This window comes from Ruegeria sp. BHSA123 (genome assembly GCF_059613425.1).
Genome location: NZ_JBXWSL010000002.1, coordinates 63694 through 80983 on the forward strand (window position 1 = coordinate 63694; position 17290 = coordinate 80983).

The 17290-nt window shown below is 57.3% G+C and carries 18 protein-coding genes and 1 pseudogene; 9 read left to right on the forward strand and 10 right to left on the reverse strand.

All coding sequences use genetic code 11. The annotated features are described in order from the left end of the window. The first annotated feature begins 12 nt into the window (after positions 1-12). On the forward strand, positions 13-459 hold the full coding sequence (locus AC2FNC_RS01365) for a type II toxin-antitoxin system RatA family toxin (protein WP_480553360.1): 447 nt from the start codon (positions 13-15) through the stop codon (positions 457-459). Positions 460-496: 37 nt separating this feature from the next. After that, a complete protein-coding gene (locus AC2FNC_RS01370) occupies positions 497-1789 on the forward strand; it encodes an MmgE/PrpD family protein (RefSeq protein ID WP_480553361.1) in 1293 nt (430 codons plus the stop codon). Here the strand turns inward: AC2FNC_RS01370 and pyrC are convergent. Further along, a complete protein-coding gene (gene pyrC / locus AC2FNC_RS01375) occupies positions 1786-2823 on the reverse strand; it encodes a dihydroorotase (RefSeq protein ID WP_496714430.1) in 1038 nt (345 codons plus the stop codon). The two genes, AC2FNC_RS01370 and pyrC, sit on opposite strands and share 4 nt — an antisense overlap. A gap of 163 nt (positions 2824-2986) precedes the next feature. Between pyrC and AC2FNC_RS01380 the strand changes: the two genes are divergently transcribed. Both AC2FNC_RS01380 and AC2FNC_RS01385 read left to right on the forward strand, forming a co-directional pair. After that, a complete protein-coding gene (locus AC2FNC_RS01380) occupies positions 2987-3895 on the forward strand; it encodes an AAA family ATPase (protein WP_480553362.1) in 909 nt (302 codons plus the stop codon). Positions 3896-3953: 58 nt separating this feature from the next. Then, a complete protein-coding gene (locus tag AC2FNC_RS01385; RefSeq protein WP_480553363.1) occupies positions 3954-5213 on the forward strand; it encodes a vWA domain-containing protein in 1260 nt (419 codons plus the stop codon). Positions 5214-5217: 4 nt separating this feature from the next. Here the strand turns inward: AC2FNC_RS01385 and AC2FNC_RS01390 are convergent, their stop codons facing one another. Further along, entirely contained in the window at positions 5218-5718 is a 501-nt protein-coding gene (locus AC2FNC_RS01390) for a hypothetical protein (protein WP_496714433.1), read from the reverse strand. A gap of 230 nt (positions 5719-5948) precedes the next feature. Here AC2FNC_RS01390 and AC2FNC_RS01395 point away from each other — a divergent pair, with 230 nt between their 5' ends. Together AC2FNC_RS01395 and AC2FNC_RS01400 are read left to right on the forward strand one after the other, a co-directional pair. Then, positions 5949-6917 (forward strand): XdhC family protein, encoded by a 969-nt coding sequence (locus tag AC2FNC_RS01395; protein ID WP_496714434.1) that lies wholly within the window; start codon positions 5949-5951, stop codon positions 6915-6917. Beyond that, positions 6914-7915 carry a molybdopterin-binding protein gene (locus tag AC2FNC_RS01400; protein ID WP_496714436.1) on the forward strand — a complete coding sequence of 334 codons (1002 nt, stop codon included), beginning with the start codon at positions 6914-6916 and terminating at the stop codon, positions 7913-7915. Before AC2FNC_RS01395 ends, AC2FNC_RS01400 begins: the two co-directional genes overlap by 4 nt. A gap of 64 nt (positions 7916-7979) precedes the next feature. Here the strand turns inward: AC2FNC_RS01400 and AC2FNC_RS01405 are convergent, their stop codons facing one another. Then, positions 7980-8894: a MurR/RpiR family transcriptional regulator gene (locus tag AC2FNC_RS01405; protein ID WP_480624972.1), complete on the reverse strand. Its 915-nt coding sequence runs from the start codon at positions 8892-8894 to the stop codon at positions 7980-7982. 71 nt (positions 8895-8965) lie between these two features. Here AC2FNC_RS01405 and AC2FNC_RS01410 point away from each other — a divergent pair, with 71 nt between their 5' ends. The 3 genes from AC2FNC_RS01410 to AC2FNC_RS01420 all read left to right on the forward strand — a co-directional run bounded on the left by AC2FNC_RS01410 (position 8966) and on the right by AC2FNC_RS01420 (position 11518). Continuing rightward, complete coding sequence (locus AC2FNC_RS01410; RefSeq protein ID WP_496714439.1) at positions 8966-9739, forward strand: beta-keto acid cleavage family enzyme; 774 nt, start codon at positions 8966-8968, stop codon at positions 9737-9739. Next, positions 9736-11052: an aspartate aminotransferase family protein gene (locus AC2FNC_RS01415; RefSeq protein ID WP_496714441.1), complete on the forward strand. Its 1317-nt coding sequence runs from the start codon at positions 9736-9738 to the stop codon at positions 11050-11052. The genes AC2FNC_RS01410 and AC2FNC_RS01415 overlap by 4 nt, the downstream gene beginning before the upstream one ends. Before the next feature lie 79 nt (positions 11053-11131). Next, positions 11132-11518: a hypothetical protein gene (locus AC2FNC_RS01420; protein WP_496714443.1), complete on the forward strand. Its 387-nt coding sequence runs from the start codon at positions 11132-11134 to the stop codon at positions 11516-11518. Between the two features lie 57 nt (positions 11519-11575). Here AC2FNC_RS01420 and infC read toward each other — a convergent pair whose 3' ends face one another. The 7 genes and pseudogenes from infC to cobA form a co-directional block, all read right to left on the reverse strand. After that, entirely contained in the window at positions 11576-12166 is a 591-nt protein-coding gene (gene infC, locus AC2FNC_RS01425) for a translation initiation factor IF-3 (protein ID WP_480476723.1), read from the reverse strand. Positions 12167-12282: 116 nt separating this feature from the next. Continuing rightward, complete coding sequence (locus AC2FNC_RS01430; RefSeq protein ID WP_209504075.1) at positions 12283-13116, reverse strand: ferredoxin--NADP reductase; 834 nt, start codon at positions 13114-13116, stop codon at positions 12283-12285. 107 nt (positions 13117-13223) lie between these two features. Further along, a complete protein-coding gene (locus AC2FNC_RS01435; protein WP_496714445.1) occupies positions 13224-13631 on the reverse strand; it encodes a DUF934 domain-containing protein in 408 nt (135 codons plus the stop codon). Then, positions 13628-14389 carry a phosphoadenylyl-sulfate reductase gene (locus tag AC2FNC_RS01440; protein WP_480909271.1) on the reverse strand — a complete coding sequence of 254 codons (762 nt, stop codon included), beginning with the start codon at positions 14387-14389 and terminating at the stop codon, positions 13628-13630. The genes AC2FNC_RS01435 and AC2FNC_RS01440 overlap by 4 nt, the downstream gene beginning before the upstream one ends. Further along, positions 14379-16043, reverse strand: coding sequence for a nitrite/sulfite reductase (locus AC2FNC_RS01445; protein ID WP_496714447.1), 1665 nt, complete (start codon positions 16041-16043; stop codon positions 14379-14381). Before AC2FNC_RS01445 ends, AC2FNC_RS01440 begins: the two co-directional genes overlap by 11 nt. A gap of 65 nt (positions 16044-16108) precedes the next feature. Then, positions 16109-16423, reverse strand: a complete 315-nt coding sequence (locus AC2FNC_RS01450; protein ID WP_480472509.1) for a DUF2849 domain-containing protein — start codon at positions 16421-16423, stop codon at positions 16109-16111. After that, positions 16423-17169 (reverse strand): annotated as a pseudogene (cobA, locus tag AC2FNC_RS01455) (uroporphyrinogen-III C-methyltransferase); the annotation flags it as partial. The gene AC2FNC_RS01450 and the pseudogene cobA, both read right to left, overlap by 1 nt. Positions 17170-17290 lie beyond the last annotated feature (121 nt).

Below are 17290 nucleotides of genomic sequence, written 5' to 3' on the forward strand. Positions count from 1 at the left end.
ATACCGGACCTCATGCCTATCCATTCGGAAACCCGCCACCTGCCGTATACAGCCCAGCAGATGTACGACCTGGTTGCCGATGTGGCCAAGTACCCCCAATTTCTGCCGTGGTGCGCTGCTGCCCGCATTCGCAAGACCTATGCGATGGAAGAGGCTGAGGTGATGGAGGCCGATCTGATCATCTCGTTCAAGGTTTTCCGGGAACGATTTGGCAGCAAGGTAACCCTGTTTGCGGATCAAAAGAAAATCGACACCGAATACCTGGACGGCCCCTTCAAATACATGAAATCCGACTGGCAGTTCGAGGACGCGCCTGATGGGGGCTGCAACGTCTCGTTCCATGTGGATTTCGAATTCAAGAACGCCATCCTGCAAGGGATTATCGGTGTGGTTTTCAACGAAGCCATGCATCGGATCGTGCGCGCGTTCGAGGCGCGCGCGCAAGAACTCTACAGCTAGGTCTTTACCCTTGTCAGGCGCACGCTAGACTACGCGTATGACGGAATTTACAGTATCATTGGCCGCTTTTGCGGCAGGGCCGATTTCTACGTCGTCTCAGGCGCGAATCGTCACATCGCTATCTGTTCTTGACTGGGTCGCTGTGGGCCGGGCAGGCGCGCGCGAACCCGTCTCAACCACGGTTCGCGACATGATACTTTCCGAGGGCGGGAACCCTCAGTCGCATCTCTTTGGCGGCGGCCCGGCGCCGCTACGTGGTGCGGCGTTGGTGAATGGCACGGTGTCTCACGCGCTGGATTACGATGACACGCATTTCGCCCATATCGGGCATCCTTCCGTCGCCATTTTGCCTGCAGCCCTTGCGGTGGCCGAATGGGATGACCGTATTCTTGTCGACTTTCTCGAAGCCGCTTTGGTGGGTATGGAAACCTCAATCCGAATTGGCTTGTGGCTGGGGCGCGGTCACTATCAGGCAGGGTTTCACCAGACGGCGACATCCGGTGCCTTTGGGGCGGCAGTCGCTGTTGGCCGTTTGCTGGGTTTTGACGCAAACCAGATGCGAATGGTTCTGGGTCTGACGGCGACGCGTGCGGCGGGGCTGAAGGCGCAGTTCGGAACCATGGGCAAGCCGTATAACGCCGGACTTGCCGCTTCAGCAGGGGTCGAGACGGCCTTGCTGGTACAGCGCGGTTTTCAGGCCAACGCCGACGCGCTGGAGGGTCCTTATGGATTTGGGGCAACGCATCAAGGTGCAGCGGATCAAACTGCTCTGGATGGGTTGGGCGATGAATGGCTGTTTGAAACGGTCAGCCACAAGTTTCACGCCTGTTGCCACGGTCTTCACGCCGCGCTGGAAGCCGCGCGGGAGTTGGACATAGCGGAGCCAGAGGTCGCCGAGATCCAGATTAAGACTCATCCGCGCTGGATGAGTGTGTGCAATCAACTGTCACCGACAACCGGACTGGGGGCCAAGTTTTCCTATCGGACAGTGATCGCGATGCAGGCGCTGGGATATGATACGGCTTTGCCAGGTAGTTTCACCGACAAGGTCTGCGTCGACCCGCGTATAACGTCTTTGCGCGACCGCATCACGGTCGAGGCAGATGACAGCCTGTCAGAAACGCAGGCGCATCTGTCCCTGCTGCGTCGCGATGGCATTCGCCGCGAAGCGACGCATGATCTGCTGAACACAGTGTCGTTGTCGGACCGTGAGGATCGCGTGCGCGACAAAGCGACCAAGCTGATCGGTGCGGATGAGGCGGACACGATCTGGTCGATGCTGCGCACTGGGGGACGTGCCCGCGATCTGGCCGAACGTATGGCGGGTTAAGCCACGCACCAGTGCAACGGAAAGCCCGGGTCAAATACAGTCACTGGTCCATCGCCTGTTTCAATCTTTGAGGGATACGAAACGGGCTCACCCTTGGTCAGGGTAATCATATCCTGGTTCACCGGTAAGCGATAGAAACCCGGCCCGTTGAGCGACACGAAGCCTTCCAGCTTTTCCAATGCACCTTCCCGGTCAAACATTTCAGCCACCAGAGACAAGGTGTTGGTCGCCGTAAAACAGCCCGCACAGCCACAAGCCATTTCCTTGTTTGCATCCGTGTGCGGGGCACTGTCCGTGCCCAGAAAAAACCGCGCATCGCCCGATGTTGCGGCGGATAGCAGGGCCAGACGGTGTTCCTCGCGCTTGGCAACAGGAAGGCAATAGTAATGCGGTTTGATGCCACCAACTAGGATATGGTTGCGGTTGATAATCAAGTGATGCGCCGTGATCGTTGCACCCAGATCAACCGCGTTGGCTTTGACATAATCCACACCATTGGACGTGGTGATATGTTCCATCACAACACGCAGGCCCGGAGTCGATCTGCGGATCGGATCCAGAACACGGTCGATGAATACGGCTTCGCGGTCAAATATGTCGATCTCCGGATCCGTCACCTCGCCATGCACACACATGGGCAGGCCGATTTCGGCCATCTTCTCAAGCACCGGGCGCACTTTGTCGAAGTCGCGCACACCCGAGGCGGAGTTGGTGGTAGCCCCGGCAGGATACAGCTTGACGGCTTTGATCAGACCGTTGGCATGGGCCGCTGCGACATCTGCGGCATCTGTATCTTCGGTCAGATACAGGGTCATCAACGGCTCGAACGTCATACCATCGGGCAGAGCCGCCATAATGCGGTCTCGATAGGCGGCGGCCTGATCGCCGCGCACAACCGGCGGTACAAGGTTCGGCATAATGATCGCACGGGCGAAATGGCGCGCGGTTTCGGGCAGGACGGCCTGTAGCATCGCGCCATCGCGCAGATGCAGATGCCAGTCGTCGGGGCGGCGGAGCGTAAGGGTGTCGGTCATGGCCTTCCGCTAGCATAGCTGTTGCGAAAGACCAACTGCGTCCGCGCAAGGCACAAAAAAAATCTTGTCAACCGACCTGAACGTCGTAGCTCTGTCCAAGGTTGAGGCCTTGACGCCCAGACACTTGCATGACCTGTTTATCCCTAAAGCAGAGAGGGGTTCCATGACACAGCCAGATTCCATCGATGCCGTGCAGCAGATGCTGGGTCGTCAGGGCTATGTCTGCGGTCGTGCCCTTGCGACGGTTGTGTTCCTGTCGCTGAAGCTTGGACGCCCGTTGTTCCTGGAAGGCGAAGCAGGGGTTGGAAAGACCGAGATCGCCAAGGCTCTGGCATCCGGGTTGAACCGGCGCCTGATCCGGTTGCAGTGCTACGAAGGGCTGGATGCGTCGTCAGCTGTTTACGAATGGAATTTTCCGGCGCAGATGGTCGCGATCCGAACGGCTGAGGCCGCGGGTGGGGCCGACCGGGGCGCGTTGCAGACTGAACTGTTCTCGGACGAATACCTGATCGAACGCCCCTTGTTGCAGGCGATGCGCCCGGACGAAAACGGAGCGCCAGTTCTGCTGATCGACGAATTGGACCGGACCGACGAACCGTTTGAAGCGTTTCTGCTCGAAGCGCTCAGTGACTTTCAGGTCACCATCCCCGAACTTGGCACTATAAAAGCACCTGAACCGCCCATCGTGATCGTCACCTCGAACCGGACGCGGGAAGTGCACGATGCTCTCAAGCGCCGTTGCCTCTATCATTGGGTCGATTACCCCAACTTCGAGCGTGAGCTCGAAATCCTGCACGCCCGTGCGCCTGAAGCTGCGGAAGCACTCAGTCGCGAGGTTGTAGCCTTTGTTCAGCGTTTGCGCACCGAGGATTTGTTCAAGAAACCCGGTGTGGCCGAGACCATCGACTGGGCGAAATGCCTGTTGGCGCTGGATGTGATGAACCTCAGCCCCGAGGTGATCGGGGATACGCTGGGTGCGATCCTCAAATATCAGGACGACATTCAAAAACTTCAGGGGTCCGAGGCAAAACGCATCCTCGACGAGGCCAAGGCCACGCTCGAACCGGTCTGATGTTTCATCTTTTTTCAAATACTCCGGGGATATGGGGGCAGAGCCCCCGTAACGTCTGATGGCCGAACAACTTCCGCTGGATATCCCGGACAACCCAAAGCTGGCGCACAACATCACCCATTTTGCCCGCGCACTCAGAAAGGCTGGGCTGCCAATCGGACCCGGTCGCGTGATCGACGCTATTCGTGCCGTGCAGGCGGCAGGTTTTTCCGAGAAACAGGATTTCTACTGGACCTTACACGCCTGTTTCGTGAACCGCCCGGAACACCGCGTGATTTTTGCGCAAGTCTTCCGAATGTACTGGCGAGACCCGCGTTACATGGAACACATGATGGCGATGATGCTTCCTGCAATTCGGGGCGTTCAGGAGGAGCGCAAGGCCGACGCCGGTGAAAAGCGCGCGGCTGAGGCACTGCTGGACGGGGTTGAGCGTGATTTGCCGGACGCTGCCGGGCAAGAGGAAGGCGAAACCGAGATCGAAATCGACGCGACCCAGACCGCCTCATCCGAGGAACGGCTGCGCAATCTGGACTTCGAGCAGATGAGCACGGCCGAAATCGCGCAGGCCAAGCGCGTATTGGCGCGGATGACACTGCCGGTAAAGCCAATTGAATCACGCCGCGGGCAGACAAGTCATTTGGGGCACCGCATCGACCGTGCCCGCACATTGCGCGCGGCCATGCGGCAAGGGGGTGAGTTGCGCGAAATTGCCAGGCTACAGCCCAAACTACGCTGGCCAAATCTTGTCGCACTTTGCGATATTTCCGGCTCGATGAGCCAGTACAGTCGGATCATCCTGCATTTCCTGCATTCAGTGTCCAACGCCAAGGGAGCGGGTTGGGCCAAGGTCCATGCCTTCACATTCGGCACACGCCTCACCAACATAACGCGCCACCTGCACCAACGGGATGTAGACGCGGCACTTGCCGCAGCAGGGGCCGAGGCGCAGGATTGGGAGGGCGGCACGCGTATCGGAGAGTGCCTGCATCAATTCAATAGGGACTGGTCACGCCGGGTGATGGGGCAGGGGGCGGTTGTTCTGTTGATCACAGACGGGCTCGAGCGGGGTGATCCCGAGCTCCTCAGGAAAGAGATCGAGCGTCTGCACCTGTCCTCAAAACGCCTGATCTGGTTGAATCCCTTGTTGCGTTGGGACGGGTTCGCGCCCAGGGCGCAAGGGGTTGCCGCGATGCTACCGCATGTTGACAGTTTTCGCGCAGGGCATTCGATTGCCTCACTCGAAGACTTGGCCGCAGCGATTTCACAACCCGACGATGAGGGGCAGAAAGCACGGCTGATGGCCGCGCTTTCCGACTAGCAGCTTACGACAGCTGTTCTTCATTGCACTTGCGGGCCATCTCCATGGCTTTGTAAGTGCCTGTCAGATCGACGGTGAAGGCGTAGGATGTCTCGGGAAACACGATCATGACCTTCTTCTTGGCCAGATCATCCGCGAACTGTGGGCTGTCCGACAGAACATAACCACCGGAATAGCCTTTGGTGATGTTACCTTTCATGCCGGTCGCTTCACCCAGATATATGTTGTCGCCCAGCAGGATGGCGACTTCTTGCGTCTCGCCACGTTTGATATCGGTTTCAGCCTTGGTGAAGATGCCGACATATCCCACGCCACGATCTTCGGTCAGGCCCATCTGAACGACGTTTTCCGCATCATCCACCGCCTCGATCAGGCAGGATTTCTTTTCAGTGTCGATGAAGACTTTCCAGCCTTCAACCTCTCCATAGCGTTGGAATGTGTCAGCCCACGCTGCGGTTGAAGTCAAAAGACCAACTGCCGCGCCCAGTGCAAGAAATCGTTTCAACTGCATGTCTCCGATCTATGATTTGTATGGTATGCAAGCCAGACCTGATGTCGGTTGCCTGCACAGGCTAGAACTCGGGTCACAAATAATCAATGCTATGATTAGTTGAATATGACTCGGGCAATGGCGTTGCCTTATGGGGTTCAATATAGACCTTTTGGTAAGCCTGATGCGCTTTTCATCACGCAATTCCCGCTTATGTTGGTGTCATAGGTCATCCGGAGGTTCCGATGGAGCGATTCGACAACAGTCCTGAAACGGCGCTTGACTGGCACCGCAGCGGGCGCGGCGCGGCGCTCGCTACAGTTGTCGAAACCTGGGGCAGTGCACCGCGGCGGGTGGGATCCCAATTGGTGATTGGCGGCGATGGTCGGATCGAAGGTTCCGTTTCTGGCGGATGTGTTGAAGGTGCTGTTATCGTCGAGGCGCTTGAAGCCATTGATGAAGGTGAAGCGCGTTTACTTGAATTCGGGGTCAGTGACGACGATGCTTTCGCGGTTGGTTTGGCCTGTGGGGGGACCATACGCATTCTTGTCGAACCCATAGGAGAAGTCCTGCCAGAATCTATGTTGGCGGAACTGGTTGCCGCTCGGGCCGCTCGTGAGCCAGTTGCCTACGAAGTCAACATCGAGACCGGGCGCAGGGCGTTGCGCCGCAATGCTTATGCCGACAGGCTGCGTATGGATCGGTCAGGGTTCGAAGAGGATGGCCAGACCTTCGTCGCAGTGCACAACCCGCCGCTGAGGTTATTGGTTGTTGGGGCGGTTCACATCGCGCAGGCTCTGGTGCCGATGGCGCGGATTGCGGGCTATGATCCAACCATTATCGACCCGCGTGACGCCTTTGCGTCTAGTGCACGTTTTCCCGGTGAAACGATCCTGACGGATTGGCCGGATGAAGCCGTTGCGAAGCTGGGATTGGACGCGCGGACCGCGATTGTCTTGCTGACACATGACCCAAAACTTGATGATCCGGCGCTACAAGCCGCATTGGACGCCGATGTGTTCTATATTGGTGCATTAGGGTCAACACGCACCCATGCCAAGCGCATTGAGCGTATGAAAGCGGCCGGTTTCACCGATGCGCAAATCTCTGGCATTCATGGGCCCATTGGCTTGGATATCGGGGCCGCCGGTCCCTCGGAAATCGCGGTTGCGATACTGGCGCAAATCACTGCAGTTCTTCGAGGGAAAGTATGAAATTTGGGCCTGTACCGGTGTCCCGGGCAGAGGGGGCCATTCTGGCGCATTCGGTTACAGCGGATGGGCGAAAGCTTCGCAAGGGGCTTGAATTGCGCTCGGAACATGTGGCGCAACTCGTAAAGGCTGGTCTAAGCGAGGTCATTGTTGCCCGACTGGATTCCGGTGATTGCCATGAAGATCAGGCGGCACGTAAGCTGGCGTCTGCGCTGGCACCTGATCCGGCATCAGCCAACTTGCGGGTTACCGAGGCATTTACCGGGCGGGTAAACCTTTTGGCCGAGGGGCCAGGGGTTGCCGTGCTCGATGTTCGTGCACTTGAATTGTTCAATCTGGTCAATCCAATGATTACCGTTGCGACCGTTCCGCAGTACCAGCAAATGGGTGCGAACGGCATGGTGGCGACCATCAAGGTCATCTCATATGCCGTGCCAGAGGCTGATGTTCAGCGTGCCGCCGGTCTGGCACAAGGGGCTGTGTGTTTGGCGCGGCCTGCCCATCGGACAGCCGGGCTTGTTGTCACGGAAATTCCCGGTGGCCCACCGAACGAAAAGGGGATTGCGGCCATTCAGGGACGGGTCGAGGCATTGGGAATGGAGCTTGCGGAGGTGCAGATTGTTCCGCATCGAACAGATTCCTTGACCAGCGCGATTTCTATGGGGAAAGGCGATCTTCTGATGATATTGACGGGATCGGCCACCTCGGATCCCAACGATGTCGCACCGTCGGCCGTTCGGCTGGCTGGCGGGACGATTGATCGCTTTGGTATGCCGGTTGATCCGGGAAACCTGCTGTTTCTTGGGGACTTGCAGGGCCGACCTGTGATCGGCTTGCCGGGATGCGCGCGCTCTCCGGCGTTGAATGGGGCGGATTGGGTGCTGTCGCGTGTCGCATGCGGGATTGAAACAACAGGTGCAGATATTGCCGGAATGGGGGTTGGCGGATTGTTGAAGGAAATCCCGACCAGACCTCAGCCGCGGGCGAAAAGAAACGACTGACCGCCGCCAAGGTCCGTGATATGGCGTATCACACCGTACTTGCGGCCAATGTATTATTGATATTCTAGGGTTTTCTCATCCTTGGCAATACGCCGGGTCGCCAATACGCGCCGGTGTCCTCCCGGGCTTTTTGAAACTGTTCGACCCTATCCCGTGCGGCGTCTCCTCCTGCATCAAAGAGATGTCCGAGCAGGCATTCCAGAACCGCCATCGCGCCAGAAAAGCTAGAAAACGGATGTAAAGTGCGGGTGCTGACGGGCAGAACGACATCTGGGTTGACGCCGGGTGCAATCACCTCGCTATCCGACAGCAACACAATCTTCATGGCCCGGTCGCGGGCAAAACGCATCGAATGGATCGTATCTGCGGAATAGGGATGGACGGTGATGGCAAACAAACAATCCTCGGACGTGGCCTCGACCAGGTCATCGACAGCCGAGCCCATGTGTCTTGGTATCAGCTGTAATCCGGGATGGGCCATGCGGCCGGCGTAGTGAAAATAATAGGCCAGCGCATGACTGGACCTTGTGGCGGTCACATAACAACGACGTGCAGACACCATGTATTCAACGGCACGCTTGGCCAATTGCGGCTCCATCAGGCGCAGGGATCGGGACACAACATTCATCTCATTGCGCGCAAATCTGGCCTGTGCGTCATTGAAAGGGTCTTGTCTGGGTGACGTGGTTAACCATTCCTGACCAATCCTGTCTTCACTGTCGGTTGTGAGAGCAAGGCGAAATGGGTGGCGAAAGGCGTCAAAACTGTCGAAACCCATACGCTGCGCCAGTCGAACAAGAACACTGGTGCTGATGCCGATCCGGTCGGCTGTCGCTCGGACCGGGTTCAGGCCGAAATCACCTGGATGGTCGATGATATATTTCGCTGCGACTTGCATCTGCGCAGGCATTCCGTCGATCTCGCGTCGGATTTGGCTGGTCAAGGCTGTAAGGGTGGGTGTCATGTCGAAAAGAAACATATGTTTTCTTTTGTGTAAATTGAAAACATCATCCAGCGAATCTAACTGAGGGCAAAGACTTGGGTGGTGCTATGACATCAATAACAACTGACAGCTCGGACAGGCCCTACATTCTAGTTGCGCCAAACGGTGCCCGGCGGAACGCGTTGGATCATCCCGCCTTGCCACTCAGGATTGATCAGATCGTCATATCTGCGCGGGATTGCCATGCCGCAGGTGCGGATGGGTTGCATCTGCATATTAGGGATGCAGACGGACGGCATTCACTGGACGCCGGATTGTACCGGGAAACGCTTGCGGAATTGCAGCGCGAGGTTCCAAAAATGGAGCTACAGATCACGACCGAAGCTGCCGGGCAGTTCGACGTGGCATCGCAACTGGACTGTTTGCAAAAGGTGCGACCTGAATGGGCATCAATCTCGGTGCGTGAAATCGCCCGCGATCTGAACCTTGCGCCCAGGGTCTATGCACTATGTGCGGATCAGGGCACACGGGTTCAGCATATCTTGTATGATACTGAGGACGCACGTTTACTGGAACAGTGGCTCGCTTTGGGCATCGTACAGGCGGATCAGACAGATCGTTTGCTTGTTCTGGGGCGATACAGCGATGGCCAGCAATCTGTGCCTGCCGATCTCGACGCCTTTCCAGAATGCCCGGCCCGTTGGATGGTGTGCGCCTTTGGAACGCAAGAACATGCCTGTCTGGCTGAGGCTGCGCGACGCGGTGGTGACGTGCGGGTTGGGTTTGAAAACAGTCTGACGGGGCCGGATGGCAGGCCGTGGGCAGATAACGCGGCTTCGGTCGCTGCATTAGTCGAATTGCTTGGAAGGGCACAGAAATGAGTCATGTTTTCCCACGTCACACGAAATCGGACCTTCCTGTCGCGGTCGGCGGTGATGGCTGTTATCTGATCGACGCAAAGGGCAAGCGTTACCTGGATTGCGGTGATGCGGCGGTGTCTTGTCTGGGCCATTCGAATCAGGCCGTGATCCAAGCGGTACAGCAACAGGTGGAACAGATCGCTTTTGCACATACCGGGTTCATGACATCGGAACCGGCCGAGGCTTTGGCTGAATTGTTGATCCGGCACGCGCCGGGGGATCTGGACCGGGTGTATTTTGTTTCGGGCGGGTCCGAGGCGACCGAAGCGGCAATCAAACTGGCGCGCCAATACTTTCTAGAAATCGGACAACCTGAACGCCGTCACGTTATCGCGCGAAAGCAAAGCTATCATGGCAACACTTTGGGGGCTTTGTCCGCTGGGGGTAACGCATGGAGACGGGCGCAATTCGCCCCGATGCTGATCGAGATGACGCATATCTCTGCCTGCTACGAATATGCCGAAAAATCGGAAGACGAGAACAGCTTTGACTATGGCCAGCGTGTGGCGAATGAACTGGAATCTGAAATCCTGCGGTTGGGTCCCGATACGGTCATGGCATTTATGGCCGAACCAGTGGTTGGGGCCACCCTTGGCGCGGTCCCGGCGGTTGAAGGGTACTTCAAGCGTATTCGCGAAATCTGCGACCATTATGGTGTGTTGCTGATTTTGGATGAGGTGATGTGCGGTATGGGCCGAACCGGTCACCTGTTTGCCTGCGATCATGACGGCATCGCGCCAGATATTTTGTGTATCGCCAAGGGGTTGGGGGCCGGATATCAACCTATCGGAGCCATGCTGTGCACCGGTAAAATCTATGACGCGATCCGCGATGGATCAGGGTTTTTCCAGCATGGGCACACCTATGTCGGTCATCCGGTCGCCACAGCCGCCGCATTGGCGGTGGTCCGTGAGTTGACCGAACGGGATTTACCTGCGCGTGCCGGGGTCATGGGCAACAAGCTGCAATCTGCCCTTGAGGCAGCATTCGGACAGCACCCGAACGTGGGAGATATCCGTGGTCGTGGGTTGTTCCGAGGTGTTGAACTGGTCGTTGACCGTGACACCAAGGAACCTTTTGATCCATCACGCGGCATCGCAGGTAAGGTGAAAAAGGCAGCACTGGCTGAAGGGTTGATTTGCTATCCCATGGCAGGCACGCGGGATGGCCGGAACGGCGATCATGTCCTGCTGGCGCCGCCTTTTATCATCGAAGAGGAACAGATAGGCGAACTCGTCAGCAAACTGGAACGCGCCATTTCCGCCGTGCTTTGACATTACCGTGAGCGCACTGTTCGCCCGCAGGTTATTTGTTAGTGTCGCGGGAGAAGTATCTGAAAAGGCGAAATCAATAGTGCTGGATATTTGGCGCAGTTTCCGTGCGCTTCCCCTTTGGGTGCAGATCTGGGTGGCCGTAATATTGGTGCCGGTTAATTTGGTTCCGCTTGCTTTCCTGGATCAGCCTCAAGGGATGCTCATCGCTGTTCTGGCGATTACCGGTATGGCGCTGAACATACCCATCATGGCGGTTGCGCGCGGGATGAGCGGTGCGATGGCTTTGCCGCACATTCTGTGCTGGGTTCCACTGGTTGTCATCGTAACGCTTTTGTTGTTTTCCGATGCGACCCTGAGCATTGCCTTTATCAAGTTTCTTTGGGTGCTTCTGATCGTTGACATAATTTCCTTGCTTTTCGACTTCAGAGATGCGGTCAACTGGTTACGAAGCAGACGCGCGACCTGAACAAAAAAGCCCCTTCGGCAGCGAAGGGGCTTTGATCGTTTCTGTCTTTTAAGCAGATTACTTATGCGGAAGCGGGCCGATCATCATGACCATCTGACGGCCTTCCATCTTCGGCATGTTTTCGATCTTGCCAACCTCTTTGATGTCTTCGGCCACACGCTCCAGCAATTCGCGACCCAGGTTCTGGTGTGCCATTTCACGGCCACGAAAGCGCAGGGTGACTTTGACCTTGTCGCCCTTTTCCAGAAACTTAAAGACGTTCTTCATTTTGACGTCATAGTCATGCGTATCGGTGTTCGGTCGGAACTTGACCTCTTTCACTTCGATGACTTTTTGTTTTTTGCGCGCTTCGTTTTCGCGTTTTTGCGTTTCGTACTTGTACTTGCCGAAATCCATGATCTTGCAGACCGGTGGGTTCGCATTGGGCGAGATTTCGACCAGATCAAGACCTGCATCTGCGGCCATCTGCATGGCTTTGGCGGGATGAACCACCCCGACGTTTTCACCTTCGGCACCAATCAGGCGAATTTCGGGGGCACGGATTCTTTCATTTACGCGCGGGCCGGTTTCACGTTGAGGCGGCGCGTTGTGAGGTCTGCGAGCTATGGGTTCATTCCTTTGATGATTGCAGAATTTCGAGCCCGGAATTTAAACCGGGCGAGACCGCACTTCAAGCGGCATAAATACAGGGTAATGCGAAAAAACTTGTTTTCTGCCGGTGTTTTTCGCGTTCAAGGCGGCAAAGCCCTGAACGCAGGGTTGCTTTAGCCGACAAAGGCTTTTTCGATCACGAACTCCTTGGGTTCCGAGTTAGCGCCTTCACGCAAACCAAACCCCTCGAGAATTTCCTTGATATCCAGGTTGAAAGCCAGCGAACCGCAGACCATTGCACGGTCGGTTTCAGGCTTGATGCCGCCATCAATACCCAGATCGGAAAATACGGTGCCATCCTGAAGAAGGGTGGTGATGCGGCCCATCTTGGGGCTCTCCTCCCGTGTGGTGGTCGGGTAATAGCGGATCTTGTCGGCAAATCCTTCACCGATCAGTTCGGCCAACAGTTCGTCCTGACGGATGCTGTCGATCAGCTGACGGCCATATTCCAGCTCTGCCACTTCGCGGCAGGTGTGGGTGATGATGACCTCGTCATAATCCTCATAGGTCTGTGGTTCACGCAGCAGCGAGGCAAAAGGTGCAAAGCCGGTGCCGGTTGCAAAAAACCACAGGCGTTTGCCGGGCAGCAGGGCGTCATGCACCAATGTGCCAACCGGTTTGGGACGCAAGATGATCTGATCACCCGGTTTGATATGTTGCAATTTCGACGTCAGCGGGCCGTTCTGAACTTTGATCGAATAAAACTCCAGCTCTTCATCCCACGAGGGCGAGGCGATGGAATAGGCGCGCAGCAACGGCTTGCCGTTGTCACCCAGCAGACCAATCATCACAAATTCGCCCGAGCGGAACCGCAACGAGGCCGGGCGCGACACCTTGAAAGAAAACAGGCTGTCGGTCCAGTGTTTGACGTCGGTTACGGTTTGCGCGTCCGGAAGGACGGGGACTTTTACTGCGGTTGCTTCGCTCACGGGCTTCATCTCTGTCATCGTTTACCTGCCGGTCTGCTAAACCGACATCTCCGTTTAATCTTTGATCCAAGTCAGGAAAAGGGGACAGATTGCCCCCTTTGCGTCACAAGCTGGCAAGTGCGGGATTAGCCGCGCAGGCGGGCCTGATAGTTATTCTCTTTCCAGTTCGCGCGGGCCAGCCACTGATCTTCGGGTTGGCGGCCTGCCAGTTCTCCGTCGATCTCGACCTCGTCAAAGCCGCTGCGGCGCGCCATGGCGTATTGATCGGCAAGCACATGCCCTTTGGCGCGCAGCCGGCCTTTGTAGCCCTTCAGGCGCAATGTGCGGGCGATGGTAAATCCGCGACCATCTGCGAAGGAGGGGAAGTCTACCCGAACCAGCCTGGTGCCGCCCAGCCGGTCAAACAGTTCGTCCGGGTCTGTCTCGGAACTGACGTCCAGCGCGACCACGTCATTGGCGGCGTCATCCAAAGTGACAAAGCCGTCGGTCCAGTCATCGGGCGAAAAGCCCTCATCCGTTACGATTACGTTCATGTTTTCTCTCCGACGCGCATCATCTTGCCATCGACAAAATGGATGCCGCATTCTTCCTTGTTCTGGTCGCGCCAGCGTCCGGCGCGGGGGTCTTCGCCCTCTTTGACCGGCGAGGTGCAGGGCGCACAGCCGATCGAAGGGTATCCTTTGGCCACCAGCGGGTGCCGGGGCAGGTTGTTTTCTTCCATATAGGCCCGCACATCCTCGGGCGCCCAATGGGCCAGCGGGTTGACTTTGATCCGGCCTGTTCCGTCCTCGACCTCGAAGAATTCCAGCGCGGCGCGCGTGCCGGCCTGAAATCGCTTGCGTCCGGTTATCCAGCCATCGAACCCCACCAGTGCTTTTTGCAGCGGGAAAGTCTTGCGCAGGTTACAACATGCATCCGTGTCGCGCAGGCGCAACGCACCGTATGGGTCTTCGCGCTCAACTTCTGCATCCTCGGCCCGGATGATGCGAATGTTGGTAAGCCCCAGACGCTCGCTCACCTCCTGCTGGTACTCCAGCGTTTCGGTGAACAGCATTTGCGTGTCCACGAAAAGAACGGGCGTTGCCTTGTTCACCACCGCCGCCATATGCAACAGCACGACGGATTCCGCACCAAAGCTCGAGACCAGAGCAAGCTCATCAATCTCATCAATCGCCCCATGCATGACATCATGAGCGCTGTGGTGCCGGAACCGGGCATTCAGGTCTTCGACACGTTCAGTCAGTTCGCGTCTGTCCCGGCCCAGTTCCGTCTGGATCAGGTCAAGCGGCATTTGCTCGGGCCTCGGGGTAGAGGGCGTCTTTGAACGGCGCCATGCCCACCCGGCGATATGTTTCCAGGAATGTCTCCTCTGCGCCTGCACGCTGGTTCAGATAGGTGTCGACAATGCGCTCAACGGCAGGAACGATTTCGTCATAGGCAAAGCCCGGACCGGTGCGATCACCAATTGCCGCAGTTTCGGTCGCATCGCCACCCAAAGTGATCTGGTAGTTTTCCACGCCTGCGCGGTCCAGACCCAGAATGCCGATGTGGCCGACATGGTGGTGACCGCAGGCGTTGATGCAGCCTGAGATCTTGATCTTCAGGTGGCCGATGTCATGCTCGAGCTTCAGGTCCTCGAACCGCGTCGCAATTTCCTGAGCAACCGGGATCGAACGCGCCGTCGCCAGCGCGCAATAATCCATGCCGGGGCAGGCGATGATATCGCTGATCAGACCGATATTGGCGGTTGCCAGTTCGTATTCCTTCAGCTTGGCGTGGATCGCGGGCAGGTCTGATTTGTGGACATGCGGCAGGATCACGTTCTGCTCGTGGCTAATGCGCAGCTCGTCATAGGCGAACCCTTCGGCCAGATCGGCCATCACGCGCATTTGCTCGGCAGTTGCATCACCCGGCGTTGCCCCATGCTTCTTGATCGAGATCGTGACAATCGCATGGTCCGCGTCCTTGTGCGGCGCGATGTTGGTATCGACCCACGAGCGGAAAACCGGATCGTTGGTATAGGAGCTTTCAAACGACGCGACCGAAGCTTGGCGGAAGGCAGGCGGTGCAAAGTGGCCCTTGATCTCTTCCAGCAGGTTCATGTCCGCGCCTTTGAACTGCGGGCGGACCTTCAGGAAGCGTTCGTTAACCTTGGCGCGGATAGCGTCGATGCCATGCTCGTGCACGGTGATCTTAATACGTGCTTTGTACTTGTTGTCGCGGCGACCAATCTGGTTCCATACGGAAACGGTGGCTTCCAGATAGGCCAGCAGGTCCTCAAAGGCGACGAATTCGGACAATTCCTTGCCGATCATGGGCGTACGGCCAAGGCCACCGCCAACAATGACGCGAGCGCCAAGAACGCCGTCACGCTCAACCAGTTGCAGGCCGATGTCATGCGCCTTGATCACGGCGCGGTCGTTTTCACTACCAGTGATGGCGATCTTGAATTTGCGCGGCATGAACTGGAATTCCGGGTGGTCGGTCGACCACTGGCGCAGCAATTCGGCGTAAGGGCGGGGATCAGCGACCTCATCCGCAGCGGCGCCAGCAAAGTGGTCGGCGGTCACGTTGCGAATGGTGTTGCCCGAGGTCTGTATGGCGTGCATGCCAACCTCGGCCAGCGCGTCCAGCATATCCGGCACGTCGCTCAGCTTTGGCCAGTTGTACTGGATGTTCTGACGCGTCGTGAAATGGCCATAGCCTTTGTCCCACTTCTCGGCCAGCAGCGCCAGTTGACGCATCTGCGCACTGTTCAGCGTGCCATAGGGAATGGCGACACGCAGCATGTAGGCGTGCAGTTGCAGGTACAGCCCATTCATCAGGCGCAGCGGCTTGAATTCGTCTTCGGTCAACGAGCCGTCAATGCGACGCTCGACCTGGGCGCGGAACTGCGCGTTACGTTCTGCCAAAAATGCTGTGTCGAACTCGGAGTAGCGATACATGTCTAGCTGTCCTTGTTTGCAGCCCCGAACCTAGGGGCCTTGAAGGGGAGAGATATGGCCAGAGGTCAGGCCCGGGGCTGCGGGGAAGTTTCCTGTTTGCCGTGGGCATAGTTGGACGGACCAGTCCGGCGGAAATCTTCCCGAAAATGGGTGGGCTCGGGGCCGTTCTTGCCAGCAACGGCATCGGCCAGATAGGCGCCAACGACTTTATTTGCCTGACGCGCCGCATCCAGCAGACGCACCTGTGCATGTGCTTCGTCAGTGATCAGTTCCGCTTGGGACAGATCACGCGTCCAACTGTCATCTTCGGTCTGGTAAATGACGTCACCTACCAGCAAATCATTTGCGGTGACGACTTTGGGGGTAAAAGCGCGGGCCATCAGGCAAGCTCCTTATTGAATTCGGTTACGGCCTGCGCCGCTTCGCGCGGGGCAAGGCCATAGAATGTCAGGGCCGGTCCGTCCAATTCGGCGGCGGCCAGGTCGGCGGGCAGTTGATCCAGTGTGGTGGACAGTATCCGTTGGTTCGGGCGCGAAGCGTTTTCGACCAGCGTGACAGGGGTGGCGCGATCGGCGCCATGCATGATCAGGCGACCCTGGATAAAGCGGGCAGATTTCTTGCCCATATAGATCGCAGCAACCGAACCAGCCCGTGCCAGGGCATTCCAGTCATGATCGGCAAAACCTTTCATGTCGTGCCCGGTCAGGAACCGCACCGAGGAATTTCGACCGCGTTGAGTCAGGCTTTGGCCGATGCCAGCCACTGCGGCAGAGGCCGCTGTGATACCAGGAACGATCTGCCACGAAATGCCAGCCGCCTCGACGGCCTCGATCTCTTCACCCAGACGGCCAAAGACAGTGGGATCACCGGACTTCAGGCGGACCACGCGGTTACCATTCAGGGCATATTCGACCAAAAGCGCGTCAATATCACTTTGCTTCCAGGATGGGCCGAACCCGGCTTTGCCGACATCAACCAAGGCGGCGCTTTGACCGGCTATGTCCAGAACGGGTTCACTGATAAGGCGGTCATGCAGCACAACATCAGCCCGCTCAAACGCGGTCAGCGCCTTGAGCGTCAGCAACTCGGGGTCGCCCGGACCTGCGCCGACAAAGTCGACATGTCCTTTGGGGCCTGTTGTGCGAACGTCCTGCATCGGATCATCTCGGGTGTGGTTTGACTTGACCCTCAATATAGGAAATATTCCCACCAAAGCGCCATATGGGCGCTAAAATAAGGATAAACGT